The following is a 19,540-nucleotide window of genomic DNA, read 5'->3' as shown; positions in this document are numbered from 1 at the left end:
GTGCGGAAAAATGTCAGGGGGAGGCCGGGTGTGCCGGTCTAGGCAGAACGGCCCGCGGCCCGGACGACCGCGTCGATGACGGCCTGGACCGTCTGCTCCACGGTGAGCTCGGAGGAGTCGATCGTCACGACGCCGTCGGCGGCCTCGGTGAAGTTGACGACCGTGGAGTCCCTCGCGTCGCGGCCCACGACCTGGGCCCGCAGCTGCTCGGCGTCGTCGACGCCGCCGAGCTGCAGACCGCGGCGGGCCATCCGGGCCCGCTCGTCGGCGGTGAGCAGGATCCGGGCGTCGGCGTCCGGGGCCACCACGGTGGTGATGTCCCGGCCCTCGGCCACGATCCGCCGGCCGCTGTCCGCGATGATCTCCTGCTGGCGGGCCACCAGGACCGCTCGCGCCGCCGGGTTGGTGGCCACGGCGCTGACGGCCTCCGTCACCCGGGCGCCCCGGATCTCGACGCCCACGTCGGTCCCGCCCACGAACACCAGCTCCCGGTCGGGGTCGGTGCCCTGGGCGAGCGGGAAGGCGCGGGCGGCCTCGACCACGGCGTCGCCGTCGGAGAGGTCGACCTCCCGGTCGAGGCACCACCACGTCAGGGCGCGGTACATGGCACCCGTGTCCAGGTAGGCGAGGCCGAAGCGGCGGGCGACCTCCTTGGACACGCTGGACTTGCCGGAGCCGGAGGGCCCGTCGATGGCGACGACCAGCTGCCGCTCGGCAGGGACCGGCGCCCCGGCCCCGGGTGCTGCGCTGCGGGCGGTGTTCGTTCCGGTGTTCACTGCACGACCTTCCATCCGCGCTCCTGGAGCGCCTCGACGAGTTCCTTGCGGCGGTTGGGCAGCACCGAGACCTCGACGAGGCCCACGGGCTGGCCCGGGGAGTGCTCGAGGCGCAGGTCCTCGAGGTTGACCCCGATCTCCCCGATCTCGGTGAGCAGCCGGGCGATCTGCCCGGGCACGTCGCCCACGAGGACGGTCAGGGTGGCGAAGGCCCGGGGCGCTCCGCCGTGCTTGCCGGGGATGCGGGCCTGGCCGGCGTTGCCCTCGGCCACGAGCTGGGCGATGTCCAGCCGCGCGCCGGGGGCCTGCGGCTCCTCGAGGGTGGCGATGAGCCGCTCGAGGTCCTGGCGCACGCCGTGCAGGGACGCGACGACCGGCCCGGCGTTGGCGGAGAGGATCTGCACCCACAGGCCGGGGTCGGAGGCCGCGATGCGCGTGGTGTCCCGCAGCCCCTGCCCGGCGAGGGACAGGTGGTGCAACGGCGTGTCCTGCAACCGGGAGGCGAGCAGGGAGGACATCACCTGCGGCAGGTGGGAGATCAGGGCCACGGTCGCGTCGTGCTCGCGGGCGTCCATGAACGTGACGGTCGCCCCGAGGTCCACAGCGAGGTTCTTCGCCGCGGCGAGCGCCGCGGGCGCGGAGCGTCCCGAGTCGCACACGACCCAGGGCATGGACGTGAACAGCTCGCCGCGGGCGGCCACGGGCCCGGACTTCTCCCGCCCGGCCATGGGGTGCGTGCCCACGTACCGGGTCAGGTCCCCGCCCAGGGCGCGCACGTCCTCGAGCACGGACTCCTTGACGGAGGCGATGTCGAGGACCACGGCGTCCGGGTGTCGCCCCAGCACCTCGACCACCGTCTGCGCGGTGACGTCGGGCGGGGTGGCCACGACGACGAGGGCCGGTTCCGGCACCTGCTCCTCCCCCGCCGCGCGGCAGGAGCGGCCGGCGCCGATGTCCTGGGCCACGGCCTCGGCGGTGGGCGAGGAGTCCTGCAGCCAGACGTCCACGCCGAGGTGGCGCAGGCCCAACCCGATGCTGGCGCCGAGCAGGCCGGCGCCGACCACGAGCACGGGTCCGGAGGTCGCCGCGGGGGCCGGCGGTGCGGAGGGGGTCTGCGTCACGGGCGCTCCCTACATGCCGACCGAGGCGAGGAGGTGCCCGACCTCGGTCCTGGACAGCCGGCGGATGGTGCCCTGGCGCTGGTCCCCGATCCGGATGGGGCCGACCTCGGTGCGCACGAGCTTCTCGACGGGGTGCCCCACGGCGTCGAAGAGCCGGCGCACGATGCGGTTGCGCCCGGAGTGCAGGACGACCTCCACGAGCAGGTGGCCGGGGGTGGAGTCGACGAGCCGGAAGGAGTCGACGGAGGCGATGCCGTCCTCGAGCTCGATGCCGGCCTTCATGGCCGCGCCGATGCCCTTCTCCATGGGTCCGCGGACCTGCACGAGGTAGGTCTTGGGGACCTCGTAGGAGGGGTGGGTGAGCCGGTTGGTCAGCTCGCCGTCGTTGGTCAGCAGCAACAGGCCCTCGGTCTCGACGTCGAGGCGGCCGACGTGGAAGACGCGCTCGTTCTTCTGCTGGTTCAGGTAGTCGGACACGCACGGCCGGCCCTCGGGGTCGTCCATGGTGGAGAGCACGCCCTCGGGCTTGTTGAAGGCGTAGTAGACGAGGTTCTCGTCGAGCTGCACGCGGACGCCGTCGACGTGGATCTCGACGGTGTCCGGGTCCACCCGGATGCCGAGCTCGGTGATGGTCTCCCCGTTGACCTGCACACGGCCGGCCTCGATCATCTCCTCGCACACGCGCCGCGAGGCCACGCCGGCCTGGGCCATGAGCTTCTGCAGCCGCACCCCGTCCGGGTCGTGCTGGTCGAGCCGGTCCACGGGCGGGTTCTTGGGCCGCCGCTTCCGGTGCGGCGGGCGGTACGGGGTGGCGGGCATCCGCCGGGAGCTCTTCTCGGAGGACGCGAACGGGCGGGGTCCGCGGTCCTGGCCGGCGCCCGTCGAGGACCCGCCCTTCGCGGTCCCGCCCTTGGCACCGCCCTTGGCGGAGCCGCCCTTGGCAGCACCGCTCTTGGCGGGGCCCCCCTTGGCAGCACTGCCCTTGGCGGGGCCGCGGCCGGAAGCGCCCTTCGCGCCCTGGAACGATGTGCCGCCCTGGCCGGTGCGGGGCTTCTGGCCGCCCTGGGAACCGGGGGCGCGGCGCCCGCCGGGACCGGGGCGGCCGGATGATGAACGTGAAGTGGCCATGGTGGTGTCTCAGTCCTCGTAGTGGTCGATCTGGTCGATGCCCGGCAGATGAGGGGCGATGTCGGGGAGCTCGTCGAGCGAGCCGATGCCCATCTTCTCCAGGAAGAACGTGGTGGTGCCGTAGAGCACGGCGCCGGACTCGCCGTCCCGCTCGAGCTCGCGGATCAGGCCTCGCTGCACGAGCGTGCGGACGACGCCGTCGACGTTGACCCCGCGGATCGCGGAGATGCGCCCCCGGCTCACGGGTTGGCGGTAGGCCACGACGGCCAGGGTCTCCAGGGCCGCCTGCGACAACCGGGCGGTCTGTCCCTCCGCGACGAACGCGGAGACGACGGGGGCGAACTCGCTGCGCGAGTGGATCCGCCAGCCGGCCCCGGTGCTGCGCAGCTCGAACCCGCGCGGCGCCAACGTCCCATCATACCCCGGATCCGTGCCGACGCCGTCGTACTCCGCACGGAGCCGGTCGAGGACCCGTTGCACGGACGCGACCGGGACCACCAGGGCCGCGGCGATCTCGTACTCGCTGACGGGCTCGTCGGCGACCATCAGGATCGCCTCGACGGCGGCCCGCACGCCGCCGGGCAGCGCCTCGAGGTCGGGACCGCCCTCGGCCGCGGGGCTCACGCGGACGCTCCCGAGACGGCCGGGACCTCGTCCGGGGCGCCGGCCGGGGCGCCGTGGGGAGCAGGGACGCCGGCCGGGAGCGGGCTCCCCTCCCCGGGGTCAGCGGCGTCCTCGGACAGCCGGTCGGCGGTCCAGCCGGTCCCCGCGCCGGTCCAGCGGACCGTGAGCTCCCCCAGCGGCTGCTCCTGGACGAGCTCGAGCACGGAGTCCCGGTACATCTCGAGCAGGGCCAGGAACCGGACGACCACCGCGAGGGCGGACCCGGCGTCCGCGACGAGCACGCGGAAGGAGCGCGGGGCGCCGTCCTCGAGCAGCCCGGCGAGGATCTCGGCCTCGTCCCGGACCGTCACCGCGGTCCCGTGCAGGTGGTCCACCCCGACCTCCGCGGGCGCACCAGGCCGGGAGGCGAGGACGGAGCGGGCGATCTCGGCGAACTGCTCGGGGGTGGTCCGCCAGTCGAGCTCGGGCAGCACGGCCGCCACCTCCGGGTCCAGGGGCACCGACCGGGGCAGGCGGGTCGACTCGGCCCGCATCCGCTCGTCGAGCAGGACGGCCACCTCCTTGAACGCCTTGTACTGCAGCAGGCGCGCGAAGAGCAGGTCCCGCGCCTCGAGCAGGGCCACGTCCTCCTCGTCCTCGACCTCCCCGCGCGGCAGCAGCCGGGCGGCCTTGAGGTCCAGGAGGGTCGCGGCGACGACGAGGAACTCGCTCGCCTCGTCGAGCGCGCGGGTCGAGCCGATCTCGTGCAGCGCGCGCACGTACTGGAGGAACTCGTCCGTGACGGTGGCCAGCGCGATCCGGGTGATGTCCAGCTCGTGCTTGGCGATCAGGGAGAGCAGGACCTCGAAGGGCCCTGCGAAGTCCTCCAGCTGCACCGCGAAGCCGCCGGTCCCCGGGGGGCCCGGCGGCTCCTCGGGGTGCATCAGGGCGCGCCGCCGCGCGAGATGAGCTCCCGCGCCAGCTGGCGGTAGGACTCGGCGCCCTGGTGGGCGGTGGCGAAGGACAGGATGGGCTCGGCGGCCACCGTGGCGTCCGGGAACTTCACGGTGCGCTTGATGACCGTGTCGAAGACCTTGTCGCCGAAGGCGTCCACGATCCGGGCCATGACCTCGCGGGAGTGCAGGGTCCGGGAGTCGAACATCGTCGCGAGCACGCCGTCGATCTGCAGGCGGGGGTTGAGCCGGTCCTGGACCTTCTCGATGGAGTCCACCAGCAGCGCCACGGCGCGCAGGGCGAAGAATTCGGCGATGAGCGGGATGACCACCCCGTGCGCTGCGGTCAGCGCGTTGACCGTCAGCAGCCCCAGCGAGGGCTGGCAGTCGATGATGATGACGTCGTAGTGCTCCTCGAGCTTGCGCAGGGCGCTGGCCAGGACCTGCTCGCGGGCCACCTCGGTGACCAGCTGCACCTCGGCCGCGGAGAGGTCGATGTTGGCGGGGAGCAGGTCGACGCCCTCGACGTCGGTCTCCTGGACCACGTCCCAGACGTCCACGGAGCGGTCCATCATGACGTTGTAGACCGTCAGCTCCAGCTCGTGGGGGTTGGCGCCGAGACCCGCGGAGAGGGCTCCCTGCGGGTCGAAGTCGACCAGCAGGACCTTGCGGCCCAGCTCGGCGAGCGCCGCGCCCAGGTTGATGGTCGAGGTGGTTTTGCCCACCCCGCCCTTCTGGTTGACCATCGCGATGATCCGGGCGGGCCCGTGGGTGGAGAGCTCCGGCGGTTCGGGGAAGTCGCGGACGGGACGGCCGGTCAGGCCGACGGTTCCCGCCCCGGCCTCGCCCGTGCCGGGGATCCTCTCGTCGCTCTGCTGGCTCACTCGTGGCACCGCTCTTTCGTTCGGGGTCGCGCTCGGGCGGACCGGCCCCGGGCACGGGGCGGCCCGGGCCGGACGGGCCGACCTGGGGTTTTCCTGGAGTCGATCAGCTTCCAGGGTACCGCCGCCGCCGTGCGGCCCCGAATTCCCCGGGACCGGGAGAGCCGGAGGACGGGAACGGCCTGCGCCCGCCGGCGCCCGGGCGGGCGCGGCGGGCGCGGCGGGCGGGTCAGCGCACGCCGGCGCCGACCTCGACCTTCTCGGCGACGGACTCCTGCACGCGGGCGCCGGTGCCGGGCTCGTCGTCGGGCCGCTCCTCGGCGGTGCCGTGCGAGTGGGCGGCCATGGTGGACTCGTCGAACGCGTCCTGGCCGGAGAGCACCCGCTCGACCTGCACGAGGTCGATCTCCCGGGTCCACTTGCCGATCAGCAGGGTGGCGACCGCGTTGCCGGTGAAGTTCGTCAGGGCGCGGGCCTCGGACATGAAGCGGTCGATGCCCACGATGATGCCCACGCCGTCGACCAGGTCGGGCCGGTGGGACTGCAGCCCGCCAGCGAGAGTGGCGAGTCCGGCGCCGGTCACGCCGGCGGCGCCCTTGGACGCGATGATCATGAACACCAGCAGGGAGATCTGCTCGCCCAGGCCCAGGGGGTTGCCCATGGCGGAGGCCACGAACAGGGCGGCCATGGTCAGGTAGATGGCCGTGCCGTCCAGGTTGAAGGAGTAGCCGGTCGGGACCGTGACGCCGACCACCGGCTTGGACACGCCCACGTGCTCCATCTTGGCGATGAGCCGGGGCAGGGCCGCCTCGGAGGAGGAGGTCGAGAAGATCAGCAGGTACTCGCGGCCCAGGTACTTCATGAGCCGGAAGATGTTGATCCCCGTGACCGCCTTCAGCAGACCGCCCAGGATCACCACGATGAACAGGACGCAGGTCAGGTAGAAGGCGATCATCAGGGTGGCCATCGAGACGATGGCCTGCACGCCGGTCTCGCCGACCACGCCGGCGATCGCGCCGAACGCGCCGATCGGGGCGACCCACATGACCATGATCAGGATCCGGAAGACCAGCGCCTGGACGTAGCCCACGGCCTTGAGCACGGGCTTGCCGGCCGGGCCCATCTGCTGCAGGGCGAAGCCCACGACGAGGGCCACGAACAGGGTCTGCAGGATGTTGCCCTCGGTCAGGGAGGACAGCAGCGTGGTGGGGATGATGCCGAGCAGGAAGCCGATGGTCCCGCCCTCGCCGTCACCGTGGCCGGTGTCCGTGATCTCGTACTCCGAGCCCTGGATGTTGAGGCCCTCGCCGGGGTGGATGACGTTGCCGACCAGCAGGCCGATGGCCAGCGCCATGGTGGACATCGTCATGAAGTAGGCCAGGGCCAGGCCGCCGACCTTGCCGACGGTCGCCGCCTTGGCGATGGAGCCGACGCCCAGCACGATCGTGCAGAAGATGATGGGGGCGATCATCATCTTGATGAGGGCGATGAACGCGGTGCCGATGGGCTTGAGCGTCTGGGCGAACTCGGGGGCCGCGAGGCCCAGGACGGCTCCGGCTACGACGGCGACGATCACGAAGACGTACAGGTAGTGCGTCTTGTCCTTCTTCGGCTTCTGGACGGGCGGTTGCGGGTCGACGGGGTCCGTGGCGACGGTGGCCATGCTTCTCCTCCGGTTCGGATGGGCGGCGCGGATGGACGGTGCGCGGGGCCCGGGATCGGGCCGATGTGACGAGTCTCACCGGGGGCCGCCGCCCTGTCGTGTTGTGGTCATAATGGTCGTGACGCCCACCACAACCGCGGGAGGGACGACCAGCAGCGTGAGGAACGGACATGTCCCTGGCCAGGCGCTTCCTCCTGCTGCAGCTGGTCGTCGTCGCGCTCCTGACCCTCGCCGTCTCCCTGGTCCTCTTCGCCCACGAGCGCGGGGCGGTCGTCGAGCGCGCCGAGGCCGTGACCCGGGTTCTCGCCACGGCGCTCGCGGACGACCCCTACGTGCTCGAGGCCGCGGGGGAGCCTGACCCGCACTCCGCCCTGCAGCCGCTCACCGACCGGCTGCTCGCGGACACGGAGCTCGACTTCGTGACGATCATGGCCCCGGACGGGACGCGCTGGACGCATCCCTGGCCCTCCTCCGTCGGCGAGGCCTACCGCGGCGACCGTTCCCACGCGCTCGCCGGCGAGACCTGGACCAGCACGGAGCGCGGCAACCTCGGCCCCTCCGTGCGCACGATCGCCCCGGTCCGGGACGAGGACGGCACGGTCGTGGCGCTCGTGGCCACCGGGGTGCTGCTCGAGGCCGTCTCTCAGCAGGCGCTAGCCCAGCTGCCGGCGGTGCTCCTCGTCGGGCTGCTGCTGCTGGCCGCGTCGACGACGGTCGCAGCGCTCGGGGCCCGCTACCTGGGTCGGGTGACCCACGGATGGGGTCCGGAGGAGCTCGCCCAGGTCCACTCGCTGCACGACGCCGTGCTCAACGAGGCCACCGAGGGTCTCCTGCTCGTGGACACGGCCGGCGCCGTGCCCGTGCTCAACGCCCGGGCCCGGGAGCTGCTGGGGATCCGGGCGCCGGCGCCGGGACCCGCACGGCGCCGGCCCCTCCCGGTCGCGGACCTGGGGCTGCCCACGGCCCTGGAGGCCGTCCTGCTCTCGGGCGCGTCCGTGCAGGAGCAGTGGTTCGTGGTCGACGCGCGCACCCTCATCGTCTCGGCCCTCCCCGCCCGCGGGGCCCTCGCCGGACGCGGCACGATCGTCATCCTGCGGGACCACACGGAGATCTCCCGGCTCTCGGGACAGCTGCGCGCGACCGCCACGCTGGCCGGGGCGCTGCGGGCCCAGACCCACGAGCACGCCAACCGGATGCACACGGTCGTCTCCCTGCTGGAGCTCGGCCGCGACGAGGAGGCCCTCGGCTTCGCCTCGGCCGACATGGCGCGCACCCGGATCCTGTCCGAGGACCTCCTCGCCCACCTCGAAGACCCGTTCCTCGCGGCCCTCCTGGTCGGCAAGACCGCCGCGGCCCACGAGCGCGGCGTGGAGCTGGAGGTCGTCGTGGACCCGGACGTGCCCCGCGTCCCCGTCTCCCCCGCCGACCTCGTGACCCTCGTCGGCAACCTCGTCGACAACGCCGTCGAGGCGGCCGCGGCCAACGCCGCCCGGGTGCGTCCCGTCGTCGAGGTCGAGATCACGCGCGCGCCCGACGACGCCCCGGCCCGGGACACGGTCGTGATCACCGTCGCCGACACCGGGATGGGGATCCCCGCCGAGCTCGCCGACGAGGTCTTCGAGCTCGGCGTCAGCACGAAGCCGGCCGGCCCGTCGGGACGCGGCGTGGGCCTGCACCTGGTGCGGGAGGTCGTGGACCGGTGGGGCGCGCGGATCGAGCACGTCAACGACGGCGGGGCCGTGTTCACCGTGACCCTCCCGGTCCCCCACGACACCGTGACGGGGCGGGTCCCGTGAGCGGGCCGGTCCGCGTGCTCGTCGTCGACGACGAGCCGCTCACCGCCGCAGCGCACGCCCAGTACGTCGGGCGCTCGCCGGGCTTCGAGCCGGTCGCCACCGCCGTGTCCGGGCGTACGGCCGTGCAGGCCGTGCAGGCCGCCCGGCGGGCGGGACGGCCCGTGGACCTGGTGCTCCTGGACGTGAACCTCCCGGACATGTCCGGTCTCGACGTGGCCCGCACCCTGCGCGCCCGCGGCGAGTCCGTGGACCTGCTGGTCATCACGGCGCACCGGGACGTGGCGACCGTCCGGGCGGCGGGCACGCTCGGCGTCGTCGGCTACCTCATCAAGCCCTTCACCTACGCCGTGTTCGAGGAGAAGCTCGCCGCCTACCGGCGCTACCGCTCCGCCCTGGGTGCGGCGGGGACCATGGGCCAGGCGGAGGTGGACCGTGCGTTCGCGGTACTCGGCGCGTCCGCCCGTCCGGACGCCCCCAAGGGCCTGTCCCCCCAGACCCTGGAGTCGGTCACCGCGCTGGTGCGGGGCGGGGGATGGCTCTCCGCGGGAGAGGTCGCCGAGCGCAGCACGCTGTCCCGGGTCACCGCACGGCGCTACCTCGAGCACCTGGCCGCCCGCGGTCTCGTGCAGCGCCGCCCGCGCTACGGCACGCCCGGACGGCCCGAGCTCGAGTACGGGTGGGCCGGTCAGGACGTCTCGCCCGGCCGCTGACCACGGGTTCCGGACGACCGGCCCGCCCTCCAGGATCCTGCGCACGTGGTCCTGCAGGGGACAGCCGCCGTGCTCCGCGGTCGCGATGACCGCGGCGTGGGCGGCCGAGCCCAGGACGAGCGCGCAGGGCCCTCCCACGCTGCTCCTGACGGGGCCGGGGTGCGGGGCGGCGGCGTCCGCCCCGGCAGGACCTCACGAGTTCGATGCCGTGCCTCGGAGCGTCACCGTCCCCGCGACGGGCGCAGCACCCCCTCGAGGGCCTCCAGCACGGCGGGGTCCTCGATCGTGGAGGGCACGGCGTAGTCCTCGCCGTCGGCCATCTGCCGCATGGTCTTGCGCAGGATCTTCCCCGAGCGGGTCTTGGGCAGACCCTCCACCACGGCCACGTCCTTGAAGTCGGCCACCGCCCCGATCTGCCGGCGCACCAGCGCCACGAGCTCCTCCCGGAGCCGGTCCAGCGGCACGTCGGCGCCGGCCTTGAGCACCACGTACCCCGACGGCCGCTGCCCCTTCAGCGGATCCCCCACCCCGATCACGGCGCACTCGGCGACCGCCGGGTGGGAGGCGAGGACCTGCTCCATCGCCCCGGTGGACAGACGGTGCCCGGAGACGTTGATGACGTCGTCGGTGCGCCCCATGACGTAGACGTAGCCGTCCTCGTCCACGTGCCCGGAGTCGCCCGTGGCGTAGTAGCCGGGGAACGCGCTGAGGTAGGAGTCCACGAACCGCTGGTCATCGCCCCACAGCGTGGTCAGCGTGCCCGGCGGCAGCGGAAGGCGCAGGACGATGTTGCCCTCCTCGCCGGTCTCGACCGGCCGGCCCAGGGGGTCCAGGATCTCCACCCGGTAGCCCGGCACCGGCACGGACGGCGAGCCGGCCTTGAGGGGCAGCCGCTCGATCCCGAAGGGGTTGGCGCAGATGGCCCACCCCGTCTCCGTCTGCCACCAGTGGTCGACCACCGGGACGCTCAGCACCCGGGAGGCCCAGTGGTACGTCTCGGGGTCGAGCCGCTCCCCCGCCACGAACAGGGTCTGCAGGGCGCCGATGTCGTGCCGGCGCACCAGCTCGCCCTCGGGATCCGCCCGGCGGATGGCGCGCAGGGCCGTGGGCGCGGTGAACAGCACCTTGACGCCGTGGTCCTCGACGCGCTGCCAGAACGCGCCGGCGTCGGGGGTGCCCACGGGCTTGCCCTCGTAGAGCACGGTGGTGGCCCCGGCGAGGAGGGGTCCGTAGACGATGTAGGAGTGGCCCACGACCCAGCCGACGTCGGACGCGGTCCACATCACCTCGCCGGGGCCGACGTCGTAGATGTTGCGCATGGACCAGGTGAGCGCCACGGCGTGCCCGCCGTTGTCGCGGACCACGCCCTTGGGGGTGCCGGTGGTCCCGGACGTGTACAGGACGTAGAGCGGATCGGTGGCCGCGACCGGGACGGGCGCCGCGGGCTCGGCGCCCTCGACGGCGGCCGCCCAGTCGAGCCACTCGACGGCGGGCCGGCCGTCGACCCCGCTCCGGCTCCGGGCGTCCTCGACCGTGGTCTCGAACCCCGGGCGCTCGTGCACCAGCACCGTCCCGGGGGCGTGCTCGGCCATCCGCAGCGCCTCCTCGATCGCCGGGATGTACTCGATCCGCCGCTTCGGCTCCACCCCGCCCGTCGTGGTCACCACCACCAGCGGCCGGGAGTCGTCGATGCGGGAGGCGAGCTCCTTGGGGGCGAACCCGCCGAAGACCACGGAGTGCACGGCGCCCAGCCGGGCACAGGCGAGCATCGCCACGACGGCCTGCGGGATCATCGGGAGGTAGACGAGCACCCGGTCGCCCTTGCCCACCCCCCGGGCCGCGAGCGCCCCGGCGAAGAGCGCGACCTCGTCCCGCAGGAGCGCGTAGCTGAAGCTCTCCTGGACCCCGAGCACCGCGGAGTCGTACACCAGCGCGGTGCGCTCGCCGTGACCGGCCTCCACGTGCCGGTCGAGCGCGTTGTAGCAGGTGTTGAGCTCGCCGTCCGGGAACCACCGGTAGAGCGGGGCGGAGGCGTCGTCGAGGGCCGTGGTGGGCTCGCGCACCCAGTCCACGGCACGGGCGGCGTCGAGCCAGAATCCCTCGGGATCCTGCACGCTGCGGTGGTAGACCTCCGCGTAGTCCTCGGCCTGCGGCGGTGTGCGGTGGTCGGTGGTCATGGGTGCCTCCCGGGGGTTGCGGTCCTGCCGGACACCCTAGTGGTGCACGTCACACGCGACAAGGCCTCTGTATACACAGTTGTGAGATCTCCTCGAAGCGATTGGATTACTTCCGCATCCGCCCGGAATTGTGTATACAATGTCGGTGCATTGTGATGCCTGTCACCCAGGCTCCGCGCCGCTCTCCCCGGCGCGGCCGGCGAGAGCGAGGAGGGGGCCGTGCGAGCCAGCGACCGCGCCTACGAGGCTCTGCGGGAGGACATCGTCGAGTGGCGGCTGCTCCCGGGCCAGGTCCTCGGCGAGGTCGAGCAGTCGGAGCGCTTCGGCATCTCCCGCACGCCCATCCGCGAGGCGCTGAGCCGGCTCACCGCCGACGGTCTCGCGGAGGCGCACCGGGGCCGCGGCGTGGTGGTCTCCCAGGTCTCCCTCGAGGACGTCCGCGCCCTGTTCGAGCTGCGGGAGGCCCTGGACTGCCGGGCGGCCCGGCTCGCCGCCCGGCGCGGGGACCCCGTCGCGTTCCAGGGACTGGCCGCAGAGCTCGAGGAGGTCGTGGCCCAGCTGCACGGACCGGGCACGGACCGGTCCGGGTACTACAACCTCGTGGAGCGCATGGACGGGGCCATCGACGAGGCCACGGCTAATCCGTACCTCACCGCCGCCCAGCGCTCCCTGCGCCTGCACCTGGCCCGGGTGCGCCGGCTCTCGCGCACCAATCCCGACCGCCTCGCCCGCGCCGCCGCCGAGCACGCCCAGATCGCCCGCGCCATCGCGGAGGGCGCCGAGGAGCTCGCCGAGGCGGCCACGCGCGTGCACCTGGCCAACTCCCTGCAGGCCGTCCTGACCACCCCTGTCCGCGAGTGGGTCCAGCCCGCTCCCCCGCTCGAGGCCGCCGGCTGAGCGCGGGCATCCCATCGGCCGCCGTCAGCGGTCGTCCGTCCCCACGAGAGGAAATCCCATGACCGTTCTGCACCCCGTGCGCGTCCACCCGTCCAAGGACAACCTGCCCCGCGAGGAGCAGCTGGCCTGGAAGATGGCCGAGGTCGCCGCGGATCCGGTCGAGGTCACGCCCGAGGTGACCGAGATGGTGATCAACCGCATCCTGGACAACGCCTCCGTGGCGATCGCCTCGCTGAACCGGGCCCCGATCGTCTCCGCCCGGGACCAGGCGCTGGCCCACGCGCCGGGCCCGCACGGGTCCGGGTCCGCCCTCTACGGTGTTCCCGCGGACCGGCACAAGGTCTCCCCGGAGTGGGCGGCCTGGGCCAACGGCGTGGCCGTGCGCGAGCTCGACTACCACGACACGTTCCTGGCCGCGGAGTACTCCCACCCCGGCGACAACATCCCGCCCATCCTGGCCGTGGCCCAGCACGTGGGCTCCACCGGGCACGACCTGGTGCGCGGCATCGCCACCGGCTACGAGCTGCAGGTGGACCTCGTGAAGGCGATCTGCCTGCACGCCCACAAGATCGACCACGTCGCCCATCTCGGCCCGTCCGCGGCCGCCGGGATCGGCACCCTGCTGGGCCTGGACGTACAGACCATCTTCCACGCGATCGGCCAGGGCCTGCACACCACCACCGCCACCCGCCAGTCCCGCAAGGGCGAGATCTCCACCTGGAAGGCCCACGCCCCGGCCTTCGCCGGGAAGATGGCTGTGGAGGCCGTGGACCGCGCGATGCGCGGACAGACCTCCCCCACCCCGATATACGAGGGCGAGGACGGGGTCATCGCCTGGCTGCTGGACGGCCCCGGCGCCGCCTACGAGGTGCCGCTGCCCGCCCCCGGGGAGGCCAAGGCCGCGATCCTGGACACCTACACCAAGGAGCACTCGGCCGAGTACCAGGCGCAGGCCTGGATCGACCTGGCCCGCAAGCTGCACCGCGAGCGGCCCGAGCTGGCCGACCCGGGGCGGATCGAGTCGATCGTACTGCACACCTCCCACCACACCCACTACGTGATCGGCTCCGGGGCCAACGACCCGCAGAAGTACGACCCGACCGCCACCCGGGAGACCCTCGACCATTCGATCCCCTACATCTTCACCGTCGCCCTGCAGGACGGACACTGGGACCACGTGGGCTCCTACGCCCCCGAGCGCGCCGGCCGGCCCGACACCGTGGCCCTGTGGAACAAGGTCACCACGGCCGAGGACGCGGAGTGGACCCGCCGCTACCACTCCCTGGACCCGGCCGAGAAGGCCTTCGGGGGCCGGGCGGAGATCACCCTCACCGACGGGTCCACCGTGGTCGAGGAGATCGCGGTGGCCGACGCCCATCCGCTCGGGGCCCGCCCGTTCGCCCGCGAGCAGTACGTCACCAAGCTGCGCACCCTCGCCGCCGGCGTCGTCGCCGACGACGAGCTCGAGCGCTTCATCGGTGCGGCCGAGAACCTGGCTGACCTGGGCGCCGGCGAGCTCGACGCCCTCAACGTCACGGCGTCCGTGGAACTGCGCACCGGCACGAAGGGAATCTTCTGAGCATGCTGTTCTCCACCACCACCCCCGAGGCCAAGCGGATCGCCCTGCGCGAGATGCTGGCCGGTCCCCGCACCGTCCGCTTCCCCGGCGCCTACACCCCGCTGTCCACGAAACTGATCCAGGAGCAGGGCTTCGACGGCGTCTACATCTCCGGGGCCGTGCTCGCCAACGAGCTCGGCTTCCCCGACATCGGGCTTTCTACCCTGCCCGAGGTCGCCGCCCGGGCAGGGCAGATCGCCCGGATCACGGACCTGCCCTGTCTCGTGGACGCCGACACCGGCTTCGGGGAGCCCATGAACGTGGCCCGCACCGTCCAGGAGCTCGAGAACGCCGGCCTCGCCGGCTGCCACATCGAGGACCAGTTCAACCCCAAGCGCTGCGGCCACCTCGACGGCAAGAACGTCGTGGACCTGCCCACGGCCGTCAAGAGGATCCGGGCCGCCACCGAGGCCCGCCGGGACCCGAACTTCCTGATCATGGCGCGCACCGACATCCGCGGCGTCGAGGGCCTGGGCGCGGCCACCGACCGGGCCAGGGCCCTGGTGGACGCCGGCGCGGACGCCGTCTTCCCCGAGGCGATGGCCGACCTCTCGGAGTTCGAGGCGATGCGCAAGGCGGTGGACGTGCCGATCCTGGCGAACATGACCGAGTTCGGGAAGTCCCAGCTGTTCACCGCCGACCAGCTCCAGGAGGCCGGCGTGAACATGATCATCTACCCCGTGACCCTGATGCGCGCCGCCCTGGGCGCCATGGAGCGGGTGCTGGAGACGATCGCCGCCGACGGCACGCAGGAGGCGGCCGTACCGGACATGCTCACTCGCGCCCGGCTCTACGACCTGGTGGACTACAACGGGTACAACCAGTTCGACTCCGGGGTGTTCGACTTCGAGGTCCCCGGACTGCACCACTGACCGCACCCAACGCACCGACCACGTGAAGGAGACCACCATGACCGAGACCCAGAGCGAGGTCCACAAGGGGCTGGCCGGCGTCGTCGCCGACTACACGGCCATCTCCAAGGTCAACCCGGACAGCAACTCCCTGCTCTACCGCGGTTATCCCGTGCAGGAACTGGCCGCGTCCTGCTCCTTCGAGCAGGTCGCCCTGCTGCTGTGGAACGGCGAGCTGCCCACCGAGGACGAGCTGGCGGAGTTCACCGCCCGGGAGCGGGAGCACCGTGCGCTGACGCCCGAGCTGAAGGCGATCATCGACGCCCTGCCCACCACCTGCCACCCGATGGACGTGTGCCGGACCGCGGCCTCCGTCCTGGGCGCGCAGGACCCGCAGGCGGAGGACTCCTCCCCGGAGGCGAACCTGGCCAAGGCCCAGAAGCTGTTCGCGGCCATGCCCGCCGTGGTGTGCTACGACCAGCGCCGCCGCCGCGGCGAGGACCTGGTGGAACCCCGGGCGGACCTGGACTACTCCGCGAACTTCCTGTGGATGGCCTTCGGCGAGGAGGCCGACCCCAAGGTCGTCGAGGCGTTCAACGTGTCGATGATCCTCTACGCCGAGCACTCCTTCAACGCCTCCACGTTCACCGCCCGGGTGGTGACCTCCACGCTCTCGGACCTGCACTCGGCGGTCACCGCCGCCATCGGCGCGCTCAAGGGCCCGCTGCACGGCGGGGCCAACGAGGCCGTCATGGAGACCTTCGTGGAGCTGGGCATCCGCGCGGACGAACCGGCGGCTGAGGCCGAGGCCCGCGCCAAGGCCTGGATGGACGAGGCACTCGCGGCGAAGAAGAAGGTCATGGGCTTCGGCCACCGCGTGTACAAGCACGGGGACTCGCGGGTGCCGACCATGAAGGCGGCCCTGGACACGATGGTCGACCACTACGGCCGCCATGAGCTGCTGGGCCTGTACAACGGGCTCGAGAAGTCCATGGACCAGGCCAAGTCCATCAAGCCCAACCTCGACTACCCGGCCGGTCCGACGTACTGGCTGATGGGCTTCGACATCCCCACGTTCACCCCGCTGTTCGTGGCCGCCCGGATCACGGGCTGGACCGCCCACATCATGGAGCAGGTCGCCTCCAACTCCCTGATCCGCCCGCTCTCCGAGTACAACGGCCCGGACGAGCGGCACGTGTAGCGCGTCGCCGGGGCGGGGCCGCGGATCGAGCGACCGGTCCGCGGTCCCGCCTCTGTCCGTCCCGCCACGGTGCGCAGCGGCCCGGGACCGGTCCCTCTCAGTAGGCGGGCGCCGCGGGCAGCCCCATGTAGTGCTCGAGCGTGGGGATGTCCTGGTCCACCATGCCGGTGGCCACGTGCACCCCGACATAGCGCAGGTGCCACGGCTCGTAGGCGTAGCCGGTGGTCGACGTCCACCCGCGGGGGTAGCGCACGATGAAGCCGTGCTCGTGGGCGTGCTCGCGCGCCCACGCCCCGGCGGGCGTCCCCTCGAAGCAGCTCTGCAGACCGCACTCCCCGCTCGGGTCGCCGATGTCCATGACCAGGCCGGTCTGGTGCTCGCTGTGCCCGGGGCGGGCGGAGATGAGGTCCGCCTGGGCCTGCCCGTAGAGCGCCACGTAGTGGCGGTAGAGGCTGGCCTGCGTGGCGTAGGAGCGGTAGCCGCTGACCGCCGTCATGGGTGCGCCGTCCGCCGCGGCGGCCCGCTGCATCCGCCGGAACGCTGCGGCGGCGTCGGCTCGCAGGAGGTGCCCGCCCACGGACTCGAGGGGGCGCGGCACGTGGTCGGCGGGGTCGAGGGGGCGGCGCTTGTTGACGACGACGTACACCGACCCGGCGCGGTCGATCTCCCGGGACACCCGGGTCCCGGCGCCGCGTGCCCACGTGATGGACCCGCGCTGGAAGGACTGCCGGCAGCCGCTCCCCGCACAGGACTCCGCCGTGACGGGGTACCCCAGGGCACCGTGCTCCGCGCCGTGGCGCAGCCAGGCCGCCCGGATGCCGCCGATGGTGGGATGGGCCCCGCTCGGCCGCGACCACAGCATGACCCCGCCCTCAAAGGCCTGGTAGCAGCCGGCGTCGCGCAGTCCGCAGACCTCGCGGCCCACCGGGTAGCCCAGCCGGCCCCGTTCGTAGTCCTGCGCGGCCCACGCGGCACGGATCGCGCCCCACGTGGGACGCGCCCCGGTCCGCGGGGACCAGTGGATGGTCCCGCGCTCGAACTTCTGGTAGCAGCCGTTGCGGACGAGCCCGCAGCGCTCGGGGCCCAGGGCCTCGCCGAGCCGGCCGTCCGCTCCCCCGAGCCGCTGGTGCTCGGCCTGGATCGCCGTGGCCCCGAACGCCGGGGTGCCGAGGCCCGGGAGCACCAGGCCCAGGGCGAAGAGCAGGACGAGCAGCATCCGGCCCGTCCGTCCGGCACTCCGTGTGTTCTGCCGCGTCCTCTGCCGCGTGTTCTCCCGCATGACGTCCCCGTCCGTCTGCCGAGCGGAGCGCTCGGGCGTGCGTCCAGGCTAGGCCGCCGACAACCTTTGCGACAGCACCGACCGGTGTGTGACCCGTTCGGGACGCGCCGCCGGGGAGCGGGCCCCGGCTACCGGGCGCGGGGGTGGGCCGCGGCGTAGACCTCGCGCAGGGAGTCGACGGTCACCAGGGTGTAGACCTGCGTGGTGCTGACCGACGCGTGGCCGAGCAGCTCCTGGACGACGCGCAGATCGGCACCGCCCTCCAGGAGGTGGGTCGCGAAGGAGTGGCGCAGCGTGTGCGGGGTGATCCGGTCGCCCAGGCCCACCCGCTCCGCCGCGCTCTTCACCGTGGTCCACGCCGTCTGGCGGCTGATCCTCCCGCCCCGCGCGTTGAGGAACAGCGCGGGGTTGCCCCGCCCCTTGGCGGCGAGCGCGGGCCGGCCGCGCACGAGCCAGTCGTCCACGGCGCGCACGGCCCAGGAGCCGAGCGGGACCATCCGCTCCTTGCCGCCCTTGCCGAACAGCCGCACGAAGGGCATGCCGGCGCTGTCCGCCTCCGGTTCCCCGCTGCGCCGCACGGCCCGGGAGAGGTCGTCGACGTCGAGGCCGGTGGCCTCCGAGATGCGGGCGCCGGTCGAGTAGAGGAGCTCGAGCAGCGCCCGGTCGCGCAGCTGCTGGGGGGTCTCCGTGCCGGTCGACTCGAGCAGCGCGGTCACCTGCTCGACCGGGATGGCCTTGGGCAGGCGCATCCCGGGCGTGGGCGGCTGGACGGGGGCGGCGGGATCCGTGCGCGTGAGGCCCTCGAGGGCCCAGAAGCGGTGGGCGCCCCGGACGGCGACGACGCAGCGCGCGGCGCTGCGGGTGCTCAGGGGCGCCATCTCCCCGGACCCGGCGGACAGGTCCCGGAGGAAGTCGCGCACGTGTCCCGTGGTGATGCCCTCCAGAGTGGTCACCGGCGGGTCCGTGCGCTCCCGCAGGTGCTCCGCGTAGCGGTGCAGGTCCCGCCGGTACGCGGCCAGTGTGTTGGTGGCCAGGCCCCGCTCGACGGCCAGGTGCTGCAGATAGCGCTCCAGGGCCCGGTCGAGCGCGTCCCCGGGCACGCCCCCGGACGAGGCCTCCGCGGTCCCGCCGGCGGGGGTGCCGGTCACCGGAGGTCGGGGTGGCCGGGCCACGGGGCGTCGGCCGGGCGCAGGGACCGGTAGCCCTCCGACCGGGCGGCGTGGGCGGCGAGGATCCCGATCACCGCGGCTGGCGAGTTCAGGCGGCCTTCCAGCACGGCCCGCACCGCGCCGTCGAGCGGGACCCACGCCCCGTGGATCTCCGCCTCCTCGCCGTCGCGCTCGTGGAGCTCGTGGTCCGGGACGTCGCTCAGTTCCCGCGCCAGGAAGACCCGGTTGGCCTCGGAGGAGGAGCCGGGGCTGTTGTGGAAGTCCACGAGGACGTCCCAGCGCTCGGCGCGCAGGTCGGCCTCCTCCGCGAGCTCCCGCTGCGCCGCCGTGGCGGGGTCCTCGCCCTCGACGTCCAGCAGGCCCGCGGGGATCTCCCACATGGTCATCCCGACCGGCCGCCGGTACTGGTTGATCAGGAACACCTCGTCGTGGTCGTTGAGCACGAGCACGGACACGGCACCGGGGTGGGTGATGTAGTCGCGCCGGAGAGGGTCCTCGCCCCGGGCGAGCTCGAACTCGTCGCGCCGGACGTCCCAGATGAAGCCCTCGTAGACCGTCTCGGAGGTCACGGTGCGGCGGTCGCTGAACTGGTCGGAGAGCTCCTCGGCTGAGAGGTGGCGGATGTCCATGGGAGTCCTTTCCGGATCGGCCGCCCGTCGCGCAGCGGCGGGGGCGCCGGGCGAGGTGCGGAGCAGAAGGGCGGGTGCGGAGGGGGGG

At 73.2% G+C, this 19,540-nt stretch carries 17 protein-coding genes; 6 read left to right on the top strand and 11 right to left on the bottom strand.

Annotation, left to right across the window (positions count from 1 at the left end; all coding sequences use genetic code 11):
* Positions 1 to 38: 38 nt before the first annotated feature.
* From cmk to ACH9D2_RS05690, 7 genes are all read right to left on the bottom strand, one after another.
* Complete coding sequence (cmk, locus tag ACH9D2_RS05720) at positions 39 to 791, bottom strand: (d)CMP kinase (protein ID WP_396361813.1); 753 nt, start codon at positions 789 to 791, stop codon at positions 39 to 41.
* A complete protein-coding gene (locus ACH9D2_RS05715; protein WP_396361812.1) occupies positions 773 to 1,897 on the bottom strand; it encodes a prephenate dehydrogenase in 1,125 nt (374 codons plus the stop codon). The genes cmk and ACH9D2_RS05715 overlap by 19 nt, the downstream gene beginning before the upstream one ends.
* Before the next feature lie 9 nt (positions 1,898 to 1,906).
* On the bottom strand, positions 1,907 to 3,025 hold the full coding sequence (locus tag ACH9D2_RS05710) for a pseudouridine synthase (protein ID WP_396361811.1): 1,119 nt from the start codon (positions 3,023 to 3,025) through the stop codon (positions 1,907 to 1,909).
* A 9-nt stretch (positions 3,026 to 3,034) separates the two neighbouring features.
* A complete protein-coding gene (scpB, locus tag ACH9D2_RS05705) occupies positions 3,035 to 3,649 on the bottom strand; it encodes an SMC-Scp complex subunit ScpB (RefSeq protein WP_396361809.1) in 615 nt (204 codons plus the stop codon).
* Entirely contained in the window at positions 3,646 to 4,572 is a 927-nt protein-coding gene (locus tag ACH9D2_RS05700) for a segregation/condensation protein A (protein WP_396361808.1), read from the bottom strand. Before ACH9D2_RS05700 ends, scpB begins: the two co-directional genes overlap by 4 nt.
* Positions 4,572 to 5,465 (bottom strand): ParA family protein, encoded by an 894-nt coding sequence (locus tag ACH9D2_RS05695; protein WP_396361807.1) that lies wholly within the window; start codon positions 5,463 to 5,465, stop codon positions 4,572 to 4,574. Before ACH9D2_RS05695 ends, ACH9D2_RS05700 begins: the two co-directional genes overlap by 1 nt.
* Positions 5,466 to 5,691: 226 nt before the next feature.
* The gene (locus ACH9D2_RS05690; RefSeq protein ID WP_396361806.1) at positions 5,692 to 7,125 is read right to left on the bottom strand and encodes a cation:dicarboxylate symporter family transporter; all 1,434 of its coding nucleotides are present in this window, start codon (positions 7,123 to 7,125) and stop codon (positions 5,692 to 5,694) included.
* Between the two features lie 170 nt (positions 7,126 to 7,295).
* Here ACH9D2_RS05690 and ACH9D2_RS05685 point away from each other — a divergent pair, with 170 nt between their 5' ends.
* A complete protein-coding gene (locus ACH9D2_RS05685; RefSeq protein WP_396361804.1) occupies positions 7,296 to 8,921 on the top strand; it encodes a sensor histidine kinase in 1,626 nt (541 codons plus the stop codon).
* Positions 8,918 to 9,631 (top strand): response regulator, encoded by a 714-nt coding sequence (locus ACH9D2_RS05680; RefSeq protein ID WP_396361803.1) that lies wholly within the window; start codon positions 8,918 to 8,920, stop codon positions 9,629 to 9,631. Before ACH9D2_RS05685 ends, ACH9D2_RS05680 begins: the two co-directional genes overlap by 4 nt.
* A 221-nt stretch (positions 9,632 to 9,852) precedes the next feature.
* Here the strand turns inward: ACH9D2_RS05680 and ACH9D2_RS05675 are convergent, their stop codons facing one another.
* Complete coding sequence (locus tag ACH9D2_RS05675; protein WP_396361802.1) at positions 9,853 to 11,808, bottom strand: propionyl-CoA synthetase; 1,956 nt, start codon at positions 11,806 to 11,808, stop codon at positions 9,853 to 9,855.
* A gap of 219 nt (positions 11,809 to 12,027) precedes the next feature.
* On the opposite strand from ACH9D2_RS05675, the gene ACH9D2_RS05670 reads away from it, so the two are divergent.
* The 4 genes from ACH9D2_RS05670 to ACH9D2_RS05655 are packed head-to-tail and all read left to right on the top strand — an operon-like array spanning position 12,028 to position 16,375.
* On the top strand, positions 12,028 to 12,705 hold the full coding sequence (locus tag ACH9D2_RS05670; RefSeq protein ID WP_396361801.1) for an FCD domain-containing protein: 678 nt from the start codon (positions 12,028 to 12,030) through the stop codon (positions 12,703 to 12,705).
* 58 nt (positions 12,706 to 12,763) lie between these two features.
* Positions 12,764 to 14,284 (top strand): MmgE/PrpD family protein, encoded by a 1,521-nt coding sequence (locus tag ACH9D2_RS05665; RefSeq protein ID WP_396361800.1) that lies wholly within the window; start codon positions 12,764 to 12,766, stop codon positions 14,282 to 14,284.
* Positions 14,285 to 14,286: 2 nt separating this feature from the next.
* Positions 14,287 to 15,195, top strand: a complete 909-nt coding sequence (prpB, locus tag ACH9D2_RS05660; protein ID WP_396361798.1) for a methylisocitrate lyase — start codon at positions 14,287 to 14,289, stop codon at positions 15,193 to 15,195.
* A gap of 37 nt (positions 15,196 to 15,232) precedes the next feature.
* Positions 15,233 to 16,375, top strand: coding sequence for a bifunctional 2-methylcitrate synthase/citrate synthase (locus ACH9D2_RS05655; RefSeq protein WP_396361797.1), 1,143 nt, complete (start codon positions 15,233 to 15,235; stop codon positions 16,373 to 16,375).
* Positions 16,376 to 16,472: 97 nt separating this feature from the next.
* Here ACH9D2_RS05655 and ACH9D2_RS05650 read toward each other — a convergent pair whose 3' ends face one another.
* The 3 genes from ACH9D2_RS05650 to ACH9D2_RS05640 all read right to left on the bottom strand — a co-directional run bounded on the left by ACH9D2_RS05650 (position 16,473) and on the right by ACH9D2_RS05640 (position 19,452).
* Positions 16,473 to 17,591, bottom strand: a complete 1,119-nt coding sequence (locus ACH9D2_RS05650; protein ID WP_396361795.1) for a D-alanyl-D-alanine carboxypeptidase family protein — start codon at positions 17,589 to 17,591, stop codon at positions 16,473 to 16,475.
* A 191-nt stretch (positions 17,592 to 17,782) separates the two neighbouring features.
* Positions 17,783 to 18,802, bottom strand: a complete 1,020-nt coding sequence (locus ACH9D2_RS05645; protein ID WP_396361793.1) for a tyrosine recombinase — start codon at positions 18,800 to 18,802, stop codon at positions 17,783 to 17,785.
* Positions 18,799 to 19,452: an NUDIX domain-containing protein gene (locus ACH9D2_RS05640; protein WP_396361791.1), complete on the bottom strand. Its 654-nt coding sequence runs from the start codon at positions 19,450 to 19,452 to the stop codon at positions 18,799 to 18,801. The genes ACH9D2_RS05645 and ACH9D2_RS05640 overlap by 4 nt, the downstream gene beginning before the upstream one ends.
* Positions 19,453 to 19,540 lie beyond the last annotated feature (88 nt).

The sequence above is a fragment of the Kocuria rhizosphaericola genome (genome assembly GCF_044462205.1).
Taxonomy (GTDB): Bacteria; Actinomycetota; Actinomycetes; order Actinomycetales; family Micrococcaceae; genus Kocuria; species Kocuria rhizosphaericola.
The sequence above is the reverse complement of the archived record's forward strand: the minus strand, read 5'-3'. Positions and strand labels throughout refer to the sequence as shown.